General features: G+C 70.3%; 12 protein-coding genes. 9 read left to right on the top strand and 3 right to left on the bottom strand.

Annotation, left to right across the window (positions count from 1 at the left end):
• Position 1 precedes the first annotated feature (1 nt).
• The 5 genes from mtrB (at position 2) to AB0N16_RS33140 (ending at position 7,074) form a co-directional block, all read left to right on the top strand.
• Complete coding sequence (gene mtrB / locus AB0N16_RS33160; RefSeq protein WP_365803191.1) at positions 2-2,062, top strand: MtrAB system histidine kinase MtrB; 2,061 nt, start codon at positions 2-4, stop codon at positions 2,060-2,062.
• Positions 2,052-3,890, top strand: coding sequence for an LpqB family beta-propeller domain-containing protein (locus AB0N16_RS33155; protein ID WP_365803189.1), 1,839 nt, complete (start codon positions 2,052-2,054; stop codon positions 3,888-3,890). The genes mtrB and AB0N16_RS33155 overlap by 11 nt, the downstream gene beginning before the upstream one ends.
• A 232-nt stretch (positions 3,891-4,122) precedes the next feature.
• Positions 4,123-5,115 carry a ComF family protein gene (locus AB0N16_RS33150; RefSeq protein WP_365803187.1) on the top strand — a complete coding sequence of 331 codons (993 nt, stop codon included), beginning with the start codon at positions 4,123-4,125 and terminating at the stop codon, positions 5,113-5,115.
• Between the two features lie 313 nt (positions 5,116-5,428).
• Positions 5,429-6,121 (top strand): ribosome-associated translation inhibitor RaiA, encoded by a 693-nt coding sequence (gene raiA / locus AB0N16_RS33145; protein WP_365803184.1) that lies wholly within the window; start codon positions 5,429-5,431, stop codon positions 6,119-6,121.
• A 206-nt stretch (positions 6,122-6,327) separates the two neighbouring features.
• Positions 6,328-7,074: a response regulator transcription factor gene (locus AB0N16_RS33140; protein WP_351701511.1), complete on the top strand. Its 747-nt coding sequence runs from the start codon at positions 6,328-6,330 to the stop codon at positions 7,072-7,074.
• Between the two features lie 15 nt (positions 7,075-7,089).
• Here the strand turns inward: AB0N16_RS33140 and AB0N16_RS33135 are convergent, their stop codons facing one another.
• A complete protein-coding gene (locus tag AB0N16_RS33135; RefSeq protein ID WP_365803181.1) occupies positions 7,090-8,280 on the bottom strand; it encodes a crosslink repair DNA glycosylase YcaQ family protein in 1,191 nt (396 codons plus the stop codon).
• A 49-nt stretch (positions 8,281-8,329) separates the two neighbouring features.
• Positions 8,330-8,905 (bottom strand): GNAT family N-acetyltransferase, encoded by a 576-nt coding sequence (locus AB0N16_RS33130; RefSeq protein WP_365803178.1) that lies wholly within the window; start codon positions 8,903-8,905, stop codon positions 8,330-8,332.
• Between the two features lie 346 nt (positions 8,906-9,251).
• Between AB0N16_RS33130 and secA the strand changes: the two genes are divergently transcribed.
• Positions 9,252-12,092, top strand: a complete 2,841-nt coding sequence (gene secA / locus AB0N16_RS33125; RefSeq protein WP_365803176.1) for a preprotein translocase subunit SecA — start codon at positions 9,252-9,254, stop codon at positions 12,090-12,092.
• Positions 12,093-12,353: 261 nt separating this feature from the next.
• On the opposite strand, the gene AB0N16_RS33120 is transcribed toward secA, so the two are convergent.
• Positions 12,354-12,815, bottom strand: a complete 462-nt coding sequence (locus AB0N16_RS33120; protein ID WP_365803174.1) for an Rv3235 family protein — start codon at positions 12,813-12,815, stop codon at positions 12,354-12,356.
• A 327-nt stretch (positions 12,816-13,142) separates the two neighbouring features.
• Between AB0N16_RS33120 and AB0N16_RS33115 the strand changes: the two genes are divergently transcribed.
• The 3 genes from AB0N16_RS33115 to AB0N16_RS33105 all read left to right on the top strand — a co-directional run bounded on the left by AB0N16_RS33115 (position 13,143) and on the right by AB0N16_RS33105 (position 19,799).
• Entirely contained in the window at positions 13,143-13,658 is a 516-nt protein-coding gene (locus AB0N16_RS33115) for a hypothetical protein (RefSeq protein ID WP_365803172.1), read from the top strand.
• A gap of 91 nt (positions 13,659-13,749) precedes the next feature.
• Positions 13,750-14,415 (top strand): HAD family hydrolase, encoded by a 666-nt coding sequence (locus tag AB0N16_RS33110; protein ID WP_365803170.1) that lies wholly within the window; start codon positions 13,750-13,752, stop codon positions 14,413-14,415.
• A 446-nt stretch (positions 14,416-14,861) separates the two neighbouring features.
• Positions 14,862-19,799: an NAD-glutamate dehydrogenase gene (locus AB0N16_RS33105; RefSeq protein WP_365803168.1), complete on the top strand. Its 4,938-nt coding sequence runs from the start codon at positions 14,862-14,864 to the stop codon at positions 19,797-19,799.
• Positions 19,800-19,995: the final 196 nt, after the last annotated feature.

Genomic DNA, 19,995 nt, shown 5'->3' with positions numbered 1-19,995 from the left:
CATGTCCGGGGACAGTGCCGCTTCGGTCCCCGGCCGGTCCGGGGACCGTCCGGGGCGGCCTGTCGGCGGCAAGCGGCCCGGTTCGCGCTGGGCGCTGCTCTTCGAGGGCGGGCTGCTGCAGGGCGGGGTTCAGGGCAGCCCGGTGCTGCGGCTGTTCATGCGCTGGGTGCGCCGGCCGCTGCTGCCGGTCATGCGGCTGTGGCGGCGCAACATCCAGCTCAAGGTCGTCGCCACGACCCTGCTGATGTCGTTGGGCGTCGTTCTGCTGCTCGGATTCGTCGTCATCGGGCAGGTGCGCAACGGCCTGCTGGACGCCAAGGTGAAGGCCTCGCAGAGCCAGGCCACCGGCGGTTTCGCGGTGGCCAAGCAGAAGGCTGACGAGGCCGCGACCGGCACCGGTGACACCGCCGCGGCGGCGGACGGACGGCAGTCGCAGAACGTCACCTCGTGGATGAGCGACCTCGTCGATTCGCTCTCCAGCGGTGGCCAGGGCGCCTTCGACGTGGTGACGCTGCCCGCGGGCAACAACAACAGCGGCGGCGGACGCACGCGCGCCTCCGGGCAGGTCGACCCGACGGCCAGCGTGCCCGTTGATCTGCGTGCGCGGATCAACGGCAATACGACGGCCGCGCAGAGCTACACCCGGATCACGTACACGGACAGCGACATGGAGTCGCAGCCCGCGCTGGTCATCGGCAAGCAGGTCAACGACCCGAACAACAACCCGTACGAGCTGTACTACCTCTTCCCGCTCACCCAGGAGGAGAAGTCGCTCAGCCTGGTCAAGGGCACGCTGGCGACCGCGGGGCTGTTCGTCGTCGTACTCCTCGGGGCCATCGCCTGGCTCGTTGTGCGGCAGGTCGTCACGCCCGTGCGGATGGCGGCCGGAATCGCCGAGCGGCTGTCCGCCGGGCGGCTCCTGGAGCGGATGAAGGTCACCGGCGAGGACGACATCGCGCGGCTCGGCGAGGCATTCAACAAGATGGCGCAGAACCTTCAGCTGAAGATCCAGCAGCTGGAGGACCTGTCGCGGATGCAGCGCCGGTTCGTGTCGGACGTGTCGCACGAGCTGCGTACGCCGTTGACGACCGTGCGGATGGCGGCCGACGTCATCCACGAGGCGCGCGAGGACTTCGATCCGGTGACCGCGCGGTCCGCGGAGCTTCTCGCCGACCAGCTGGACCGGTTCGAGTCGCTTCTCGCCGACCTGCTGGAGATCAGCCGCTTCGACGCGGGCGCGGCGGCGCTGGAGGCGGAGCCGATAGACCTCAGAGAGGTCGTACGCCGGGTCGTCAGTGGGGCCGCGCCGCTCGCGGAGCGCAAGGGCACGCACATACGCGTGCTCGGCGACCTGCAGCCCGTGGTGGCCGAGGCGGACGCGCGGCGAGTGGAGCGGGTTCTGCGCAACCTGGTCGTCAACGCCGTGGAGCACGGTGAGGGCAAGGATGTCATCGTCAAGCTGGCCTCGGCCGGCGGGGCGGTCGCGATCGCGGTGCGCGACTACGGCGTCGGGCTCAAGCCCGGCGAGGCGACCCGGGTCTTCAGCCGCTTCTGGCGGGCGGACCCGGCACGCGCGCGTACCACCGGTGGTACGGGCCTGGGGCTGTCGATCGCCCTGGAGGACGCGCGGCTGCACGGTGGCTGGCTGCAGGCGTGGGGGGAGCCGGGAGGCGGTTCGCAGTTCCGGCTGACGCTGCCGCGGACCGCTGACGAGCCGCTGCGAGGCTCGCCGATACCCCTGGAACCCAAGGACTCCCGGCGCAACCGGGGGCTCAACGACGCCGGTCTGCCGAGGGGTGGCGAGGACAAGCGGGCCACCGTGCCGGTGCAGTCCGGCGGCGGACAGGGTGCGGCTCTCGCTCCGATGGCCCAGCGGATGGCCACCGTGGCCCCCACCGCAGATCCGACCGCGCTGCCCGGCAACGGCGCGCGTGTGGTGCCCAGGCCCAGTGGGGGCGCACGGCGCCGGGAGGGCACGCCCGGGACCGGCCCGGCGGACGACGGGAGCGTCGGCGGGCCGGATGAGTCGAACAAGCCAGGGGAGGCATTTCGTGGTCGCTGACCGCGAGGGGAGCGCGCGGCCCGGACCGGTGCGCGCGATGGCGTACGCCGCCTGCGGGGCCGTATTGCTGGCGGGCTGTGCCTCCATGCCGGACAGCGGTGACCTGCGGGATGTCGAGTCCACGCCACGGCAGGACACGCAGGTGCGGGTGTTCGCCATGCCGCCGCAGCAGGACGCCTCCTCCACTGAGATCGTCCAGGGCTTCCTGGAGGCTCTGACCAGCGACGATCCGCGTTATGACACGGCGCGCAAGTATCTGACCGCGGCTGCCGCGAAGAACTGGCGGCCGGAGGCGCAGGCCACGGTGCTGGCGAACGGGCCGAGTATCCAGACCGATCCACGCCCGGCAGGCCGAGAGGGCACGGACAGCATCACCTACTCGCTCCAGGGCAGCCGGGTGGCCACCGTCGACGCGCAGCAGGCGTACACGCCCGCCGACGGGATGTACCAGAGGACGGTGCATCTGACGAAGGACGCCAAGAGCGGGCAGTGGCGGATCGACTCGCTGCCGCAGGGCGTGGTGATAGGCAAGTCCGACTTCCAGCGCAACTACACGTCCGTCAACAAGTACTACTTCGCCTCGGGCACCTCGGCCGGGGAGACCGGGCAGCCAGTGGCGGTCGCCGATCCCGTCTTCGTCCGCAGCCGGGTGGATCCGACGACCCAGCTGGTGCGTTCGCTGCTCAAGGGACCCACCACCTGGCTCGGTCCGGTGGTCCGGTCGAGCTTTCCGACGGGTACGGCGCTGAAGAAGGGTGTGTCCGGGCTGGCACCGGACGACCAGAACGGCCTCACCGTGCCGTTGAACGTCAAGGCGTCCCGGATCGGCTTGGCCAAGTGCACCGAGATGGCGACCCAGTTGCTGTTCACGCTGCGGAACCTGACGCCTACCGTGGACTCGGTCGCGCTGCAGTCCGTCAACGGCGGCCGGATGTGCGACGTCACCGAGGAGCAGGCCGAGTCCACCGCCTGGCGCCCTTCCGCCAAGCGGCCCGACTACCTGTACTTCCTCGACGCCAAGCACCGGCTGGTGCGGATGACGACCGGGGGTACCGGCACCAGCGCGGTCGCCGTACCGGGCCCGTTCGGCGTGGGCACCAAGTCGCTGCGGTCGGTGGCGGTCGCCCGCGACGAGCGGACCGCGGCCGGGGTCACCGGCGACGGCAAGTCGCTGTACGTCACCTCGCTCGCGTCGGACGGTTCGCTGGGTGACGCCGTGCTGACCAGCCACGGGACGACCGAGGACGCCCGGCTGACGGCACCGAGCTGGGACGCCCGGGGTGACCTGTGGGTGGCCGACCGGGATCCCGGCAAGTCGCGGCTGTACATGCTGGCGCAGGGCGTCGGCCAGCCGCTGGCCGTGCAGATCCCCGAGTTGAACGGGCGTATCGAGGACGTGCGGGTCGCCGCCGACGGAGTGCGGATCGCGCTCGTCGTGGAGAAGGGCGGCAAGCAGTCGTTGCTCGTGGGGCGCATCGAGCGCACCAAGTCCGACGACCAGCAGGAGGTTTCGGTGCTGGAACTGCGTTCCGCCACCCCCGGCTCCGAGGAGGTCACCGCAATGTCGTGGGCCGGGGACAGCCGGCTCGTGGTGGTCGGGCGCGAGCAGGGCGGAGTGCAGCAGACGCGGTACGTCCAGGTCGACGGCTCCACGCCGGACGGGCCGGCGCCCGCCGCCCTCACGGGCGTCCTGGCGATCGCCGCGTCCGAGGACGACCGGGTGCCGCTGGTGGCGGACTCGCAGGACGACGGGATCGTCCGGCTGCCGTCCGGGGCGCAGTGGCAGAAGGTGGTCAAGGACGGTTCGGCGCCGGTCTATCCGGGCTGAGCGCGGAGAACGGCGTGAGAGCGGCCGTCCCGGTCCGGCGCGGAGCCGGCGGGACGGCCGTCTTGTTTCGTACGGGGCGACCGTTCTTTGTGTGCCCAGGGCGACCGTTCTCGGGTGGAACACCGGCCTCCTCACCCATGTGGGTGATGCGCTGTGTGAGTCCCGTGGAGTTGTCCACAGGCCGTTGTCCACAGGGGTGGCCGATGCGGCCGGGCCTTGGCACAGTGGGCACATGCGGGGGTGGTGGCAGGACCTCACCGACCTGGTGCTACCGGCCGAGTGCGGAGGCTGTGGGACGCCTCGCACGGTGCTGTGTGCCGAGTGCCGTGCCGCCCTGAGCGGGGCCGTACCGCGCCGGGTGCGACCCGTGCCGGAGCCGCCCGGGCTGCCGGCGGTGTACGCGGCGGCGACTTACGCGGACGAGGTACGGGCGGCTCTCCTCGCCCACAAGGAACGGGGCGCGCTGGCGCTCGCCGGGGCCCTGGGCGCGGCTCTGGCGGGAGCGGTGCGGGCCGGGCTCCGGGAGACCCGGACGACCCGGACGACCCGGACGGCTCGGACCGTGAGGATCGTGGCGTCCTGGGCTGACGACGCGACGGGCGGGGCCGGTGGCGACACCGGTGGCTCGACGACCGGGACCGGTGACGGGAGCTTGGACGGAAGCGCCGGTGCCCGGGCCGGCGGGCCCCTGCTTCTCGTGCCGGTGCCCTCCGCGCCGTGGGCCGTGCGGGCGCGCGGACACGATCCGGTGCGCCGGATCGCCCTCGCGGCGGCCATGGAGCTGCGGCGTACCGGGGCTTCGGCCCGGGTGGCCCCGGTCCTGCGGCAGCGGCGGGCCGTGGCCGACCAGGCGGGCCTCAACTCCCGGCAGCGGCTGGCGAACATCGACGGCGCGCTGGAGGTGACGGCGGGCGGTGCGCGGCTGCTCGCGGGCGGCCGCGTCGTCCTCGTCGACGACCTCGTCACGACCGGCGCCACCCTCGCGGAGGCGGCGCGTGCGGTAGGGGAGGCGACGGGGACCGGAGGGGGAGGAGAGGAGACAAGGGCCGTGTATCGGCGCACGGCTTGGGAAGGTAGGGAGGAACGGATCGCCGGACCGAGGGAAGAGCGGGCGAAGTGGACACGGGACGCACCGGGAATGGCCGGGGGGAACGCCCCCACGTGGCCGATCCGTGCGGCTGTGGTCGCGGCCGCGCCGGATTCTTTCGAAATGAACCGGAACTGACTGGGAACACTCATCGTTGCAGGTAGTGACCGGGCCAATTCATCTGAATGGAGGTACGCATCAGTAGAGGGTGACGACATCCGTCCGGGCGAGATATGTTCGGTTGTGAGGGAGAAAGCCGCAGGCCATGCCTCCCGTATCCGAATGCTGTGCCGCGGGTTTTCCGTAATCATCGCGGTGCTGGGGTGCAGATCTTGCCCATGGGGGAGGAGGTGAAGTCGCCGAGTCCGAGGCTCCGGGGTTCACCGGAGTCGGGTGCAAAAAGGGAGATGCTCCGCCAGCGAAGCGGAGCGCTCCGGGAACGGAGTTCTGCGTGGACATCGTCGTCAAGGGCCGCAAGACCGAGGTGCCCGAGCGGTTCCGCAAGCACGTGGCCGAGAAGCTGAAGCTGGAGAAGATCCAGAAGCTCGACGGCAAGGTGATCAGCCTCGACGTCGAGGTGTCCAAGGAGCCCAACCCCCGACAGGCCGACCGTTGCGACCGAGTGGAGATCACGCTCCGCTCCCGCGGTCCGGTGATCCGGGCGGAGGCATCGGCCAGCGACCCGTACGCGGCACTCGACCTGGCGGCGGACAAGCTGGACGCGCGGCTGCGCAAGCAGCACGACAAGCGGTTCTCGCGCCGCGGCGCCCAGCGGATCTCGGCCGCCGAGGTCCCCGACCACGTCCCGGACGCGGTGACGCTCAACGGGAACGGCAGCCCCGTCCATGAGGAAGAGCCCGACGGTGTGCCCACCAAGAAGATGGGCTCGCTGGAGGTGAAGGGCGAAGGCCCCCTCATCGTCCGCGAGAAGACCCACGTCGCCTCCCCGATGAGCCTCGACCAGGCTCTCTACGAGATGGAACTGGTCGGACACGACTTCTACCTGTTCGTCGACTCCGAGACCAAGGAGCCGAGTGTCGTCTACCGGCGGCACGCGTACGACTACGGCGTCATCCACCTCAGCACGGACCCGATGGTCGCCCAGGCCCAACCCCCGGCGGCGGGAGGCACACTGGGCGGCTGACCCGCCCGCCCGGTAGCTGGACCTGTGCCCCTGGAAGCGTGTGTGCGCCCCCGGGGGCACCGGTGCGCGACCACTTCGCGCCCCGCTCCGTCACCGCGTTGCCGCCTGGGCATGGAATCATGGCCGCAACGGTCCAACCGGTGGGCCGCTGCCTTGGGTTGGCGATGGCACAGCACCACAGGCCACAGCCTTCAGGGGGAGGAACGATGGCGGACAGCTTCGGACCGATGCAGGACGACGCCGACGGCGGCGTCGTCGGCCTGGGCCCGGACGCGGGAGGCACCTCGCGCAAGGAACCGATCAGAGTCCTTGTCGTGGACGATCACGCCCTCTTCCGCCGCGGTCTGGAGATCGTGCTCGCCGCCGAGGAGGACATCCAGGTCGTAGGGGAGGCGGGTGACGGTGCCGAGGCCGTCGACAAGGCCGCCGACCTGCTGCCGGACATCGTGCTGATGGATGTCCGGATGCCCAAACGCGGCGGTATCGAGGCCTGCACCTCCATCAAGGAGGTCGCGCCCAGCGCGAAGATCATCATGCTGACGATCAGCGACGAAGAGGCCGATCTCTACGACGCGATCAAGGCGGGCGCGACCGGATATCTCCTCAAGGAGATCTCGACCGACGAGGTGGCCACGGCCATTCGCGCGGTGGCCGACGGGCAGTCGCAGATCAGCCCGTCCATGGCGTCGAAACTCCTCACCGAGTTCAAGTCGATGATCCAGCGCACCGACGAGCGCCGGCTGGTGCCGGCGCCACGGCTCACCGACCGTGAACTCGAAGTGCTCAAACTCGTCGCCACGGGCATGAACAACCGCGATATCGCGAAGGAGTTGTTCATCTCCGAGAACACCGTGAAAAACCATGTGCGCAACATCCTGGAGAAGCTCCAGCTGCACTCCAGGATGGAGGCGGTGGTCTACGCGATGCGGGAGAAGATCCTGGAGATCCGCTGAGGCCGCCGACGCCGGTCAGCGCAGGGCGGCCGTCAGCGCGCGGGTGACCTCCCGGACGAGCGGCTCGCGCAGTTCCGGGGCGTCCACCCGCTCCACCCGTACCGTCGTGCAGTTCACCCAGCTCGCCGCCTCGACGAGCGCCTCCGCCACCGCCGGAACCGCCTTCGGGCCGTCCAGTGTGACCTGGCGCGCCACCAGGACACCGCCCGCCTCGCGCGCCGGGTCCACCCGGCCCACCAGACGGCCGCCGGCCAGCACCGGCATCGCGTAGTAGCCGTACACCCGCTTCGGCTTCGGGACGTACGCCTCCAGGCGGTGGGTGAAGCCGAAGATCCGCTCGGTGCGCGCCCGGTCCCAGATCAGGGAGTCGAAGGGGGAGAGCAGGGTCGTACGGTGCCGGCCCCGCGGAGGCACGGCCAGGGCCGCCGGATCCGCCCAGGCGGGTTTGGACCAGCCTTCCACCTCCACCGGGACCAGGCCCGAGTCGGCGATCACCGCGTCGACCTGCTCCCCCTTGAGCCGGTGGTAGTCGGCGATGTCCGCACGCGTGCCGATGCCCAGCGACTGCCCGGCCAGCCGGACCAGGCGGCGCAGGCACTCGGTGTCGTCCAGGTCGTCGTGCAGCAGCGTGGCCGGGACCGCGCGCTCGGCGAGGTCGTACACCCGCTTCCAGCCGCGCCGCTGGACGCACACCACCTCGCCGTACATCAGCGCGCGCTCCACGGCGACCTTGGTGCCGGACCAGTCCCACCACTCGCTGGTCTTCTTCGCGCCGCCCAACTCCGTGGCGGTCAGCGGCCCTTCCGTGCGCAGCTGCTTGATGACCTGGTCGTAGGCGCCGTCGGGGAGCTCGTGGCTCCAGTGCGGGCGGTCGCGGTAGGCGCGGCGGCGGAAGGCGAAGTGCGGCCACTCCTCGATGGGCAGGATGCAGGCGGCGTGCGACCAGTACTCGAAGGCGTGGGTGTCTTGCCAGTAGGCGGCCTCGACCGTCCGGCGGCCGACACGGCCGAGACGGGCGTACGGGATGAGCTCGTGGGAGCGGGCGAGGACCGAGATGGTGTCGAGCTGGACCGCGCCGAGGTGGCGGAGCACGCCCCGGACGCCCGAGCGGCGGTCGGGAGCGCCGAGGAAGCCCTGTGCCTTCAGCGCGATACGGCGGGCTTCGTCCGCCGAGAGGGCGGCGGTGGGGCGCGGGAGGGTCGTCATGGCTCGGACGATAGAGGGTGGCACTGACAGTCCATTGCGACCTGGGCATTCATCCCTGCGACGGGGTCGGCAGATAGGGCGCGGCCGAGGGTAGGCCCAGGTCCGACGGGAGCAGGGAGCCCACCCAGCAGTCGCGTCGTACGCCCTTGTTGTTGAGGGCGGAGCGGAGGGTGCCCTCGATGGTGAAACCGGCGCGTTCCGCGACCGCGCGGGAGCCCTGGTTGCCCACCTCGGCACGCCACTCGACCCGGTCGATCGCCAGCCGCGTGAAGCCCCAGCGGGCGGTCGTGAGGGTGGCCTCGGTGGTGTAGCCGCGGCCGCGGTGCTCCTTGGCGGTCCAGAAACCCACCTCGGCCACCCCGAGGGAGCGCATGGTCAGGGCGAGCATCCCGGCCAGCTCCCCCGTGGGCAGGAAGACGCCGAAGGTGAACATCGAACTCTCGGTCCAGCCGTCGGGGACCATCTGCTCCGTGAAGCTGCGGGCGTGTTCCGGGAGGTAGGGCGAGGGAATCGTCGTCCAGCGCTGGATGTCGGGGTCCTGGACGGCCGTGTACACCGCTTCGGTGTCCTGCGGGCCGACCGTGCGCAGGAGCAGACGGGGCGTGGCGAGCGTGACGGGTTCCATCGGCCGATTCTGCTCGGCCCGGCGCCCGGGACGCCATCCCTTTCGCGTTCCGTGACCGTGTGATCACGTTTCGCGCAATTCCTCGCCGGGATGCGGCACTATCCGCGTGCCCCCGCCGTTGTCCTTTATGAAACGGCAAAACCTGGCGCCACCACCCGGCACAACCGAATACCCACCCGGAAGAGTCACCCGAAGGGGGCTCGCGGAGCCCTCCGGAAAGCGACGGACGGCCGTCGGGCCGCCAGGCCTCCCGGCGCGGCCGGGTCCTCGCATACGATGGCCGTTGCTCAGTACGTCCAATGGAAACCGACCGTCCCAGGCCCGACCGGCAAGGAGACAAACCCCCGTGTCCGTCCTCTCGAAGATCATGCGTGCAGGCGAAGGCAAGATCCTGCGCAAGCTGCACCGCATCGCGGACCAGGTCAACTCCATCGAAGAGGACTTCGTCGACCTCTCCGACGCCGAGCTGCGGGCCCTCACCGATGAGTACAAGCAGCGCTACGCCGACGGAGAGAGCCTCGACGACCTGCTCCCCGAGGCGTTCGCCACCGTCCGCGAGGCCGCCAAGCGCGCCCTCGGCCAGCGTCACTACGACGTGCAGATCATGGGCGGCGCGGCCCTGCACCTGGGCTACGTGGCCGAGATGAAGACCGGTGAGGGCAAGACCCTCGTCGGTACCCTGCCCGCGTACCTCAACGCGCTGTCGGGCAAGGGCGTCCACCTCATCACGGTCAACGACTACCTGGCCGAGCGCGACTCCGAGATGATGGGCCGCGTCCACAAGTTCCTGGGCCTGAGCGTCGGCTGCATCCTCGCCAACATGTCGCCGGCCCAGCGCCGCGAGCAGTACGCATGCGACATCACGTACGGCACGAACAACGAGTTCGGCTTCGACTACCTGCGCGACAACATGGCGTGGGCGCAGGACGAACTGGTCCAGCGCGGCCACAACTTCGCGATCGTCGACGAGGTCGACTCCATCCTGGTCGACGAGGCCCGTACGCCGCTGATCATCTCCGGCCCGGCCGACCAGGCCACCAAGTGGTACGGCGACTTCGCCAAGCTGGTCCTGCGCCTGAAGAAGGGCGAGGCCGGCAACCCGCTCAAGGGCGTCGAGGAGACCGGCGACTACGAGGTCGACGAGAAGAAGCGCACGGTCGCGATCCACGAGTCCGGCGTCTCCAAGGTCGAGGACTGGCTGGGCATCGACAACCTCTACGAGTCGGTGAACACGCCTCTGGTGGGCTACCTGAACAACGCCATCAAGGCGAAGGAGCTCTTCAAGAAGGACAAGGACTACGTCGTCATGGACGGCGAAGTCATGATCGTCGACGAGCACACCGGCCGTATCCTCGCCGGCCGCCGCTACAACGAGGGCATGCACCAGGCGATCGAGGCGAAGGAAGGGGTGGACATCAAGGACGAGAACCAGACCCTCGCCACGATCACCCTGCAGAACTTCTTCCGCCTCTACAAGCGCCACGACCACAACGGCAAGGAACAGCCCGGCCTGTCCGGCATGACCGGTACGGCCATGACCGAGGCCGCGGAGTTCCACCAGATCTACAAGCTCGGTGTGGTCCCGATCCCGACGAACCGGCCGATGGTCCGCAAGGACCAGTCGGACCTGATCTACCGCACCGAGGTCGCCAAGTTCGAGGCGGTCGTCGACGACATCGCGGAGAAGCACGAGAAGGGCCAGCCGATTCTCGTCGGCACGACCTCCGTCGAGAAGTCGGAGTACCTCTCGCAGCAGCTCTCCAAGCGCGGCATCCAGCACGAGGTTCTCAACGCCAAGCACCACGAGCGCGAGGCCTCGATCGTCGCCCAGGCCGGCCGCAAGGGTGCCGTGACGGTGGCCACCAACATGGCCGGCCGTGGTACGGACATCAAGCTCGGCGGCAACCCCGAGGACCTCGCCGAGGCGGAGCTGCGCCAGCGCGGCCTCGACCCCGACGAGCACATCGAGGAGTGGGCGCAGGCCCTGCCCGCCGCCCTGGAGAAGGCCGAGCGGGCGGTGAAGGCCGAGTTCGAAGAGGTCAAGGAACTCGGCGGCCTCTACGTCCTCGGCACCGAGCGGCACGAGTCGCGCCGGATCGACAACCAGCTGCGCGGTCGTTCCGGCCGTCAGGGCGACCCCGGTGAGTCCCGCTTCTACCTCTCCCTCGGCGACGACCTGATGCGCCTGTTCAAGGCCCAGATGGTCGAGCGCGTGATGTCCATGGCGAACGTGCCGGACGATGTGCCCATCGAGAACAAGATGGTCACCCGCGCGATCGCGTCCGCGCAGTCGCAGGTCGAGCAGCAGAACTTCGAGACCCGTAAGAACGTCCTGAAGTACGACGAGGTGCTCAACCGCCAGCGCGAGGTCATCTACGGCGAGCGCCGCCGCGTCCTGGAGGGCGAGGACCTGCAGGAGCAGATCCATCACTTCATGGACGACACGATCGACGCGTACGTGGGCGCGGAGACCGCAGAGGGCTTCCCGGAGGACTGGGACCTCGACCGTCTGTGGGGCGCTTTCAAGCAGCTCTACCCGGTCAAGGTCACCGTCGAGGAGCTGGAGGAGGCGGCCGGCGACCGTGCGGGCCTGACCGCCGAGTACATCTCCGAGTCCATCAAGGACGACATCCACGAGCAGTACGAGTCGCGCGAGGCGCAGCTCGGCTCCGAGATCATGCGTGAGCTGGAGCGCCGGGTCGTGCTCTCGGTCCTCGACCGCAAGTGGCGCGAACACCTCTACGAGATGGACTACCTCCAGGAGGGCATCGGCCTGCGCGCGATGGCCCAGAAGGACCCGCTGGTCGAGTACCAGCGCGAGGGCTTCGACATGTTCACCGCGATGATGGACGGCATCAAGGAGGAGTCCGTCGGCTACCTGTTCAACCTGGAGGTCCAGGTCGAGCAGCAGGTCGAGGAGGTCCCGGTCGAGGACACCGAGGCGGCGGGCGTCCAGGACGCGGTGCCGGCCCAGGCGGGCTCGCGTCCCGAGATCCGTGCGAAGGGCCTGGAGGCGCCGCAGCGGCGGGGCATGCACTTCTCGGCGGCCACCGTGGACGGCGAGGGCGGCATCGTCGAGGGCGACTTCGACTACGGCGACGAGGAGCCGGCCCGCTCCGAGGCGGACGGCCTCACCCGCGCGGAGCGCCGCAAGCAGGCGAAGGGCAGCCGCCGCCGCCGGAAGTAACGGCACCGACAGCGTCCACCAGGGCCGGCCACCCCGAAAGGGGGGCCGGCCCTTCGGTTTGTGGCCGGGGGGCCTTCTGCCGGGCTAGTGCCGCGACCGGAAAGGTTCACCGGCTCGCGACGCCCGGCACGGCACCTCGCCGCGTTGTCGCACCACCCGAGTACAGCCAGCACGCGGGTGATGCTCCGCCTTGCGATGCACCGCACCGATGCACCGCACCGGACGCCGCGAGCTTCCCGGCAGACCCTCCCGGTCACAGCACTAGTCGCCGTGCGGTGCTCGGGGGCCGCCCAGTTCCACTGCTGTGCAGCGCCAGCGCAGGTCGGGGCTCTGTTCCAGGCGGAAGGCCATGGCGCGCAGCCGGTCGCCCGCGGCGATGCGGGCGAAGACCTCCAGGGCGCCGGCGCGGGGGACGTAGTAGCCGATGTCGCGGACGACGGGATCGGTACCGCGGGTGCGCAGGGGGCCGCGTTCGGCGAGGCGGGCCAGGTCGTCGTAGGCGGGTCCCGCCGTGTGCCGGAGCATCCAGTGGACGGGGCGGCGGCCGCTGAGGACGGCCAGCAGACGCTCCGCGAAGAGATCGGTGGGGCGCGGGCTCGGCGGGGCCGCCGGAGGTGCCAGCGGCCTGCGGGAGGAGGGCACACCGGGACGGCGGGAGTCGCGGCGGCCTGGCGGGCGGGTGCCCGGGCGGAGCTGGGCGGTCCTGGTCATGACCTTGTTCATGGGGATCCCCGTTCGGCGGACCCGGCGGGTACCGGGCGGTAACTTGCGGTTGAGGATCTTGTACGGGGGTCGGGACGGCGGCAGCAAGGCGGTGCCGGCCCGTGTCGGGGGCCCAGGAGGGTTCACCTATCCGAGTGATCGGGGGTCCGGGAAACCCTCTGGGCGCGCGGCGGCACCGGGTGAATCGCCGGGCGCCGGGTGGACGCCCCCGACGTCACCGCCCGGGACCCGAAAGGGGACGCCCGCACGTATCCTGAAGGCCCTCCGGGAGGCGCCAGGACCTTCGGGAGACGCAGAGTCGAAGAGTCCAGAAGAGAGCGGCCAGCCATGCGCGTCTACGTCCCCCTGACCCTCCCCGGGCTCGCCGAGGCGCACAAGACGGGCGAGCTGGGGACCGGTCCGTTCGTCGCCTACGCCGTCACGCCCGCGCTCCGCGAGTGGTACCTCTCCGACGACATAGAGGAGCTGGAGTACGCCGCGCTGAACCGGGCCGCGCTCGCCTCGCTGCGGCTGCTGGCCGCCGACCCGGGCGCGATGCGTCGCCGGGTCGTGGTCGCCGTGGACGTCCCCGACGGCGCGGCGGCGGCGGACCCGGACCGCGGGCTCGACCCGGCGGCGCTGGGCGAGGTGCGGGTGGCCGGAACGGTGGCACTGGCCAAGGCGGCCGCGGTGCACGTCGACTCCGACGACGCGGAGGCGGACGTGGCCGCGGCGGCCGGGGCGCTCCCGGCGGCGGACGGCGGGGACGACGACGCGCAGTTCGTCGTGGACGGGGCCGAGGACCACGAACTGCTCTGGTACGCGACGCAGGAGATCCCGAACCTGGTGGGGCTGGACGGCTGAGCGGGCTCGGCGGGACCCAGTCGAACGTCTGTGACCTGCGATGATGTGTCAGCGGTCTTGATTGTCAGTGCGGGCGGGTAGCGTTTTTGGCATGCGGAAGCACCACAGCGCACACATCGTCTGGGACTGGAACGGGACGCTGTTCCACGACAACGACGCGATCATCGGGGCGACGAACGCGGCCTCGGCCGAGCTGGGCCTGGCGCCGATCACGCTGGAGCAGTACCGGGCGCTGTACTGCGTGCCGGTGCCGAAGTTCTACGAGCGGCTGATGGGGCGGCTGCCGACCGACGCCGAGTGGGAGGTCATGGACGTGATCTTCCACAGGTACTACGCCGAGCACCGGGGGCGGTGCGGGCTGACCGACGGGGCCGCCGAACTGCTGGCGGGGTGGATCGCGGAGGGACGCAGCCAGTCGCTGCTGAGCATGTACACGCATGACGAACTCGTGCCGCTGGTGCGGGGATTCGGGATCGAGCCGCACTTCATACGGGTCGAGGGGCGGGTCGGGCCGTCCGGGGGCAGCAAGGCCGAGCACATGGTGCGGCATCTGCGGTCGCTGGGGGAAGTGCAGCCCGGGCGGACCGTGGTGATCGGGGACGCGGCGGACGATGCGGTGGCCGCGCAGGCCGTGGGGGCGAAGGCGGTGCTGTACACCGGGGGGTCGCACGGCAGGGCGAGCCTCGAAGAGGTCGGGGTGCCGGTCGTGGACTCACTGGCCGAGGCGGTCGAGGAGGCGGAGCGGCTGGTGGCGTGAGCGGCTGGTGGCGTGAGCGGTGGGGGCGAGCGCCGCGTCGCTGTGCAGAACGTCAAAGTTCCACCCCCTCTTTTGTACACATACGGCTCATGACGGCCCCGGGGTGAGGAGCGATAGCCTTGGTGGCGTGATCAGCGCGATAGTTCGCGGGGGCGTCGGCGCCCCTGCCCTGCGCCCGGTGAGCACGGAACACCTCCGTGACCGGGCGGCGGTCGCTGGTCTTCGCGGGCGGAGGGCACCCGAAACGGCCCTGGTAGCGGCGTCGCCGAGAGCGACGTCACACCCTCGGGGCATGTCGAGAATGGCCGAATACCCCCCGCTCGTCTCACCCTGCGGCATAGCGTCGGAGCAGACCGGAGACCCCGGCCGTGGCGTCGAGCCGCAGGGGGAAGAGCCCGTACTTCCTTCTACGTCACGCAATGGCGCGCGACAGGAGCCAGAGGACAATGCAGACCAAGCTGGACGAAGCCAAGGCCGAGCTGCTCGAACGGGCCGCCCGGGTAGCTGAGAACAGCCCGGCAGGGGGGCACCTACCGACTGGGACGACGGGGACGGCGGACCAGGAGTCCGTGTTCGCGTTCCTTCAGCGCTACTACCTGCACACCGCGCCAGAGGACCTCGCCGACCGTGACCCGGTCGACGTCTTCGGCGCAGCCGTCTCGCACTTCCGTCTCGCCGAGACCCGCCCGCAGGGCACCGCGAACGTCCGGGTCCACACCCCGACGGTCGAGGAGAACGGGTGGACCTGCAGCCACAGCGTGGTGGAGGTCGTCACCGACGACATGCCTTTCCTCGTCGACTCGGTCACCAACGAGCTGACCCGGCAGGGGCGCGGCATCCACGTCGTCATCCACCCTCAGTTCGTCGTGCGCCGCGACCTCACCGGCAAGCTCATCGAGATGCTGCCCACCCCGGCCGTCGGCGAGGAACTGCCGCACGACGCGCACATCGAGTCCTGGATCCACGTCGAGATCGACCGCGAGACCGACCGCGCCGACCTCAAGCAGATCACCGTCGATCTGCTGCGGGTGCTGTCCGACGTCCGGGAGGCCGTCGAGGACTGGGAGAAGATGCGGGAGGCGGCGGTCCGTATCGCCGAGGACCTCGGCGACGAGCCGGTCCCCGGTGACCTGCCCCGCCCCGAGGTCGAGGAGGCCCGGGAGCTGCTGCGCTGGCTGGCCGCCGACCACTTCACCTTCCTCGGCTTCCGCGAGTACCAGCTGCGCGAGGACGACTCGCTGGGCGCGGTGCCCGGCACCGGGCTCGGCATCCTGCGCTCCGACCCGCCCCACGCCGGTGAGGAGGGCCATCCGGTCAGCCCTTCCTTCGAGCGGCTCCCGGCCGACGCGCGCGCCAAGGCCCGCGAGCACAAGCTCCTCATCCTGACCAAGGCGAACAGCCGGGCGACCGTGCACCGGCCGTCGTACCTGGACTACATCGGTGTCAAGAAGTTCGACGCGGACGGCAACGTCGTCGGTGAGCGCCGCTTCCTGGGCCTGTTCTCGTCCGCCGCGTACACCGAGTCGGTGCGCCGGGTGCCCGTCATCCGCCGCAAGGTCGACGCGGTGCTCGACCGGGCCGGCTTCTCGCCCAACAGCCACGACGGCCGCGACCTGCTCCAGATCATGGAGACCTTCCCGCGCGACGAGCTGTTCCAGACCCCGGTCCCCGAGCTGGAGTCGATCGTCACGAGCGTCCTCTACCTCCAGGAACGCCGACGGCTCCGCCTCTACCTGCGACAGGACGAGTACGGCCGCTACTACTCGGCCCTCGTCTACCTTCCCCGCGACCGCTACACCACCGGTGTCCGGCTGCGGATCATCGACATCCTGAAGGAGGAACTCGGCGGCATCAGCGTCGACTTCACGGCCTGGAACACCGAGTCGATCCTCTCCCGGCTGCACTTCGTCGTCCGGGTCCCGCAGGGCACCGAGCTGCCCGAGTTGTCCGACGCCGACAAGGACCGCATCGAGGCCCGTCTGGTCGAGGCGGCCCGCTCCTGGTCCGACAGCTTCGTCGAGGCGCTCAACGCCGAGTGCGGCGAGGAGCGCGCGGCCGAGCTGCAGCGCCGCTACACGAACTCCTTCCCCGAGGGCTACAAGGCCGACCACACCCCGCGTGCGGCGGTCGCCGACCTGGTCCACCTGGAGCGGCTCACCGAGGAGCCGGGCAACGACTTCGCGCTCAGCCTCTACGAGCCGGTGGGCGCCGCCCCCGACGAGCGCCGCTTCAAGATCTACCGCAAGGGCGCGGCGATCTCCCTGTCGGCGGTACTGCCGGTTCTCAACCGGCTGGGCGTCGAGGTGATCGACGAGCGGCCTTACGAACTGCGCTGCTCGGACCGGACGACCGCGTGGATCTACGACTTCGGGATGCGGATGCCGAAGACGGCGGGCGGCGGCAACGGCGACTACCTGGGCGACGACGGCCGTGAGCGGTTCCAGGACGCCTTCGCCGCGACCTGGACCGGCCTCGCGGAGAACGACGGCTTCAACGCGCTGGTGCTGAGCGCCGGGCTGAGCTGGCGGCAGGCGATGGTGCTGCGGGCGTACGCCAAGTACCTGCGGCAGGCCGGCTCCACGTTCAGCCAGGACTACATGGAGACCACGCTCCGCCACAACGTCCACACCACGCGGCTGCTCGTCTCCCTGTTCGAGGCGCGGATGTCGCCGGACCGGCAGAAGGCCGGCCTGGAGATCACCGACGCCCTGCTCGAAGAGCTGGACGCGGCGCTGGACCAGGTGGCGAGTCTCGACGAGGACCGCATCCTGCGCTCCTTCCTGACCGTCATCAAGGCGACGCTGCGCACCAACTTCTTCCAGGAGACGGTCGAGGGCACCCCGCACACGTACGTCTCCATGAAGTTCGACCCGCAGGCCATCCCGGACCTCCCGGCGCCGCGCCCGGCGTTCGAGATCTGGGTGTACTCGCCGCGCGTGGAGGGTGTGCACCTGCGCTTCGGCAAGGTCGCACGCGGCGGTCTGCGCTGGTCCGACCGGCGTGAGGACTTCCGGACCGAGATCCTCGGCCTGGTCAAGGCGCAGATGGTCAAGAACACCGTCATCGTGCCGGTCGGCGCCAAGGGCGGGTTCGTCGCCAAGCAGCTGCCGGATCCGGCGAAGGACCGGGACGCGTGGCTGGCCGAGGGCATCGCCAGCTACAAGACGTTCATCTCGGCGCTGCTCGACATCACCGACAACATGGTGGCCGGCGAGGTCGTGCCCCCGCAGGACGTGGTCCGGCACGACGAGGACGACACCTACCTGGTGGTGGCGGCCGACAAGGGCACGGCCACGTTCTCCGACATCGCCAACGAGGTCGCCGGCAGCTACAACTTCTGGCTCGGCGACGCCTTCGCCTCCGGCGGCAGCGCGGGCTACGACCACAAGGGCATGGGCATCACCGCGCGCGGCGCCTGGGAGTCGGTGAAGCGGCACTTCCGGGAGCTGGGCGTCAACACGCAGGCCGAGGACTTCACCGTCGTCGGCATCGGTGACATGTCCGGTGACGTGTTCGGCAACGGCATGCTGCTGAGCGAGCACATCCGCCTGGTCGCCGCCTTCGACCACCGGCACATCTTCATCGACCCCACCCCGGACGCGGCCACCGGCTACGCCGAGCGCCGCCGGCTGTTCGAACTGCCCCGCTCCAGCTGGGCCGACTACAACACCGAACTGCTCTCGGCGGGCGGCGGGATCTTCCCGCGCAGCGCCAAGGCGATCCAGGTCAACGCCCATATCCGGGAGGCCCTCGGCATCGAGGAGAAGGTGGCCAAGCTGACCCCGGCCGAGCTGATGAAGGCGATCCTCAAGGCACAGGTCGACCTGCTGTGGAACGGCGGCATCGGCACCTACGTCAAGGCGTCGACCGAGTCGAACGCGGACGTCGGCGACAAGGCCAACGACGCCATCCGCGTCGACGGCGCCGACCTGCGCGTCAAGGTCGTCGGCGAGGGCGGCAACCTGGGCCTGACCCAGCTCGGCCGGATCGAGTTCGCCCGCCAGGGCGGCAAGATCAACACCGATGCCATCGACAACAGCGCCGGCGTGGACACCTCCGACCATGAGGTGAACATCAAGATCCTGCTCAACGGCGTGGTCGCGGACGGCGACATGACGGTCAAGCAGCGCAACAAGCTGCTCGCCGAGATGACCGACGAGGTCGGCTCGCTGGTGCTGCGCAACAACTACGCGCAGAACGTGGCGATCGCCAACGCGCTGGCCCAGTCCAAGGACATGCTCCACGCCCAGCAGCGGTTCATCCGCCACCTGGTCAGGGAGGGCCATCTCGACCGGGCCCTCGAGTTCCTGCCCACCGACCGGCAGATCCGCGAGCGCCTCGGCTCCGGCCAGGGCCTGACCGGGCCGGAGACGGCCGTCCTGCTGGCGTACACGAAGATCACGGTCGCCGACGAGCTGCTGGCGACCACGCTGCCGGACGACCCGTATCTGAGCGGCCTGCTGCACGCGTACTTCCCGGCGCCCCTGCGCGAGCGCTTCGCCGCCGCGCTCGCCACCCACCCGCTGCGCCGCGAGATCACCACCACGGTCCTGGTCAACGACACGGTCAACACTGGTGGCACGACCTATCTGCACCGGCTGCGGGAGGAGACCGGGGCCTCCCTGGAGGAGATCGTCCGGGCGCAGACCGCGGCGCGTGCGATCTTCCGCTCCGCCCCGGTGTGGGACGCGGTCGAGGAGCTGGACAACAAGGTCGACGCGGCCGTCCAGACCCGGATCCGGCTGCACTCCCGCCGTCTGGTGGAGCGCGGCACCCGCTGGCTGCTCAACAACCGGCCGCAGCCGCTGGAGCTGCTCGACACCGTCGACTTCTTCTCCGAGCGGGTCGAGCAGGTCTGGCAGCAGCTGCCCAAGTTGCTGCGCGGCGCGGACCTGGAGTGGTACCAGCACGTGTACGACGAGCTGTCCGCGGCCGGTGTCCCGGACGAGGTTGCGGCCCGCGTGGCTGGCTTCTCCTCGGCCTTCCCGGCGCTGGACATCGTCTCGGTGGCCGACCGCACGGGCAAGGAGCCGCTGGACGTCGCCGAGGTCTACTACGACCTCGCCGACCGTCTCGGTGTGTCCCAGCTGATGGACCGCATCATCGAACTCCCGCGCGCCGACCGCTGGCAGTCGATGGCCCGCGCCTCCATCCGCGAGGACCTGTACGCGGCCCACGCGATGCTCACCGCCGACGTGCTCGCCGCGGGCAACGGCACCTCGACGCCGGAGCAGCGCTACCAGGCCTGGGAGCAGAAGAACGCCGCCATCCTGGGCCGGGCCCGGTCCACGCTGGAGGAGATCCGCAGCTCGGACTCCTTCGACCTGGCCAACCTGTCGGTGGCCATGCGGACGATGCGGACGCTGCTGCGCGCGCACTCGTAGTCGGTCGTAGTCGTAGTCGTAGTCGTAGTCGTAGTCGTACGACACGAAAGGCGCCCCGGGCCGGTGACGGCTCGGGGCGCCTTTCGTGTCTCGGTTTCTGTCTCGGCTCTCGGCTCTCGGTTTCTGTCTCGGCGGTGATGGTTCGCCGACGTGGGTGTTCCGGACGGACACGAGCCGCGCCGTGTGGGACGGCGCG

Origin of the sequence: Streptomyces sp. NPDC051105, assembly GCF_040682795.1 — a bacterium.
GTDB lineage: Bacteria > Actinomycetota > Actinomycetes > Streptomycetales > Streptomycetaceae > Streptomyces.
The sequence above is the reverse complement of the archived record's forward strand: the minus strand, read 5'-3'. Positions and strand labels throughout refer to the sequence as shown.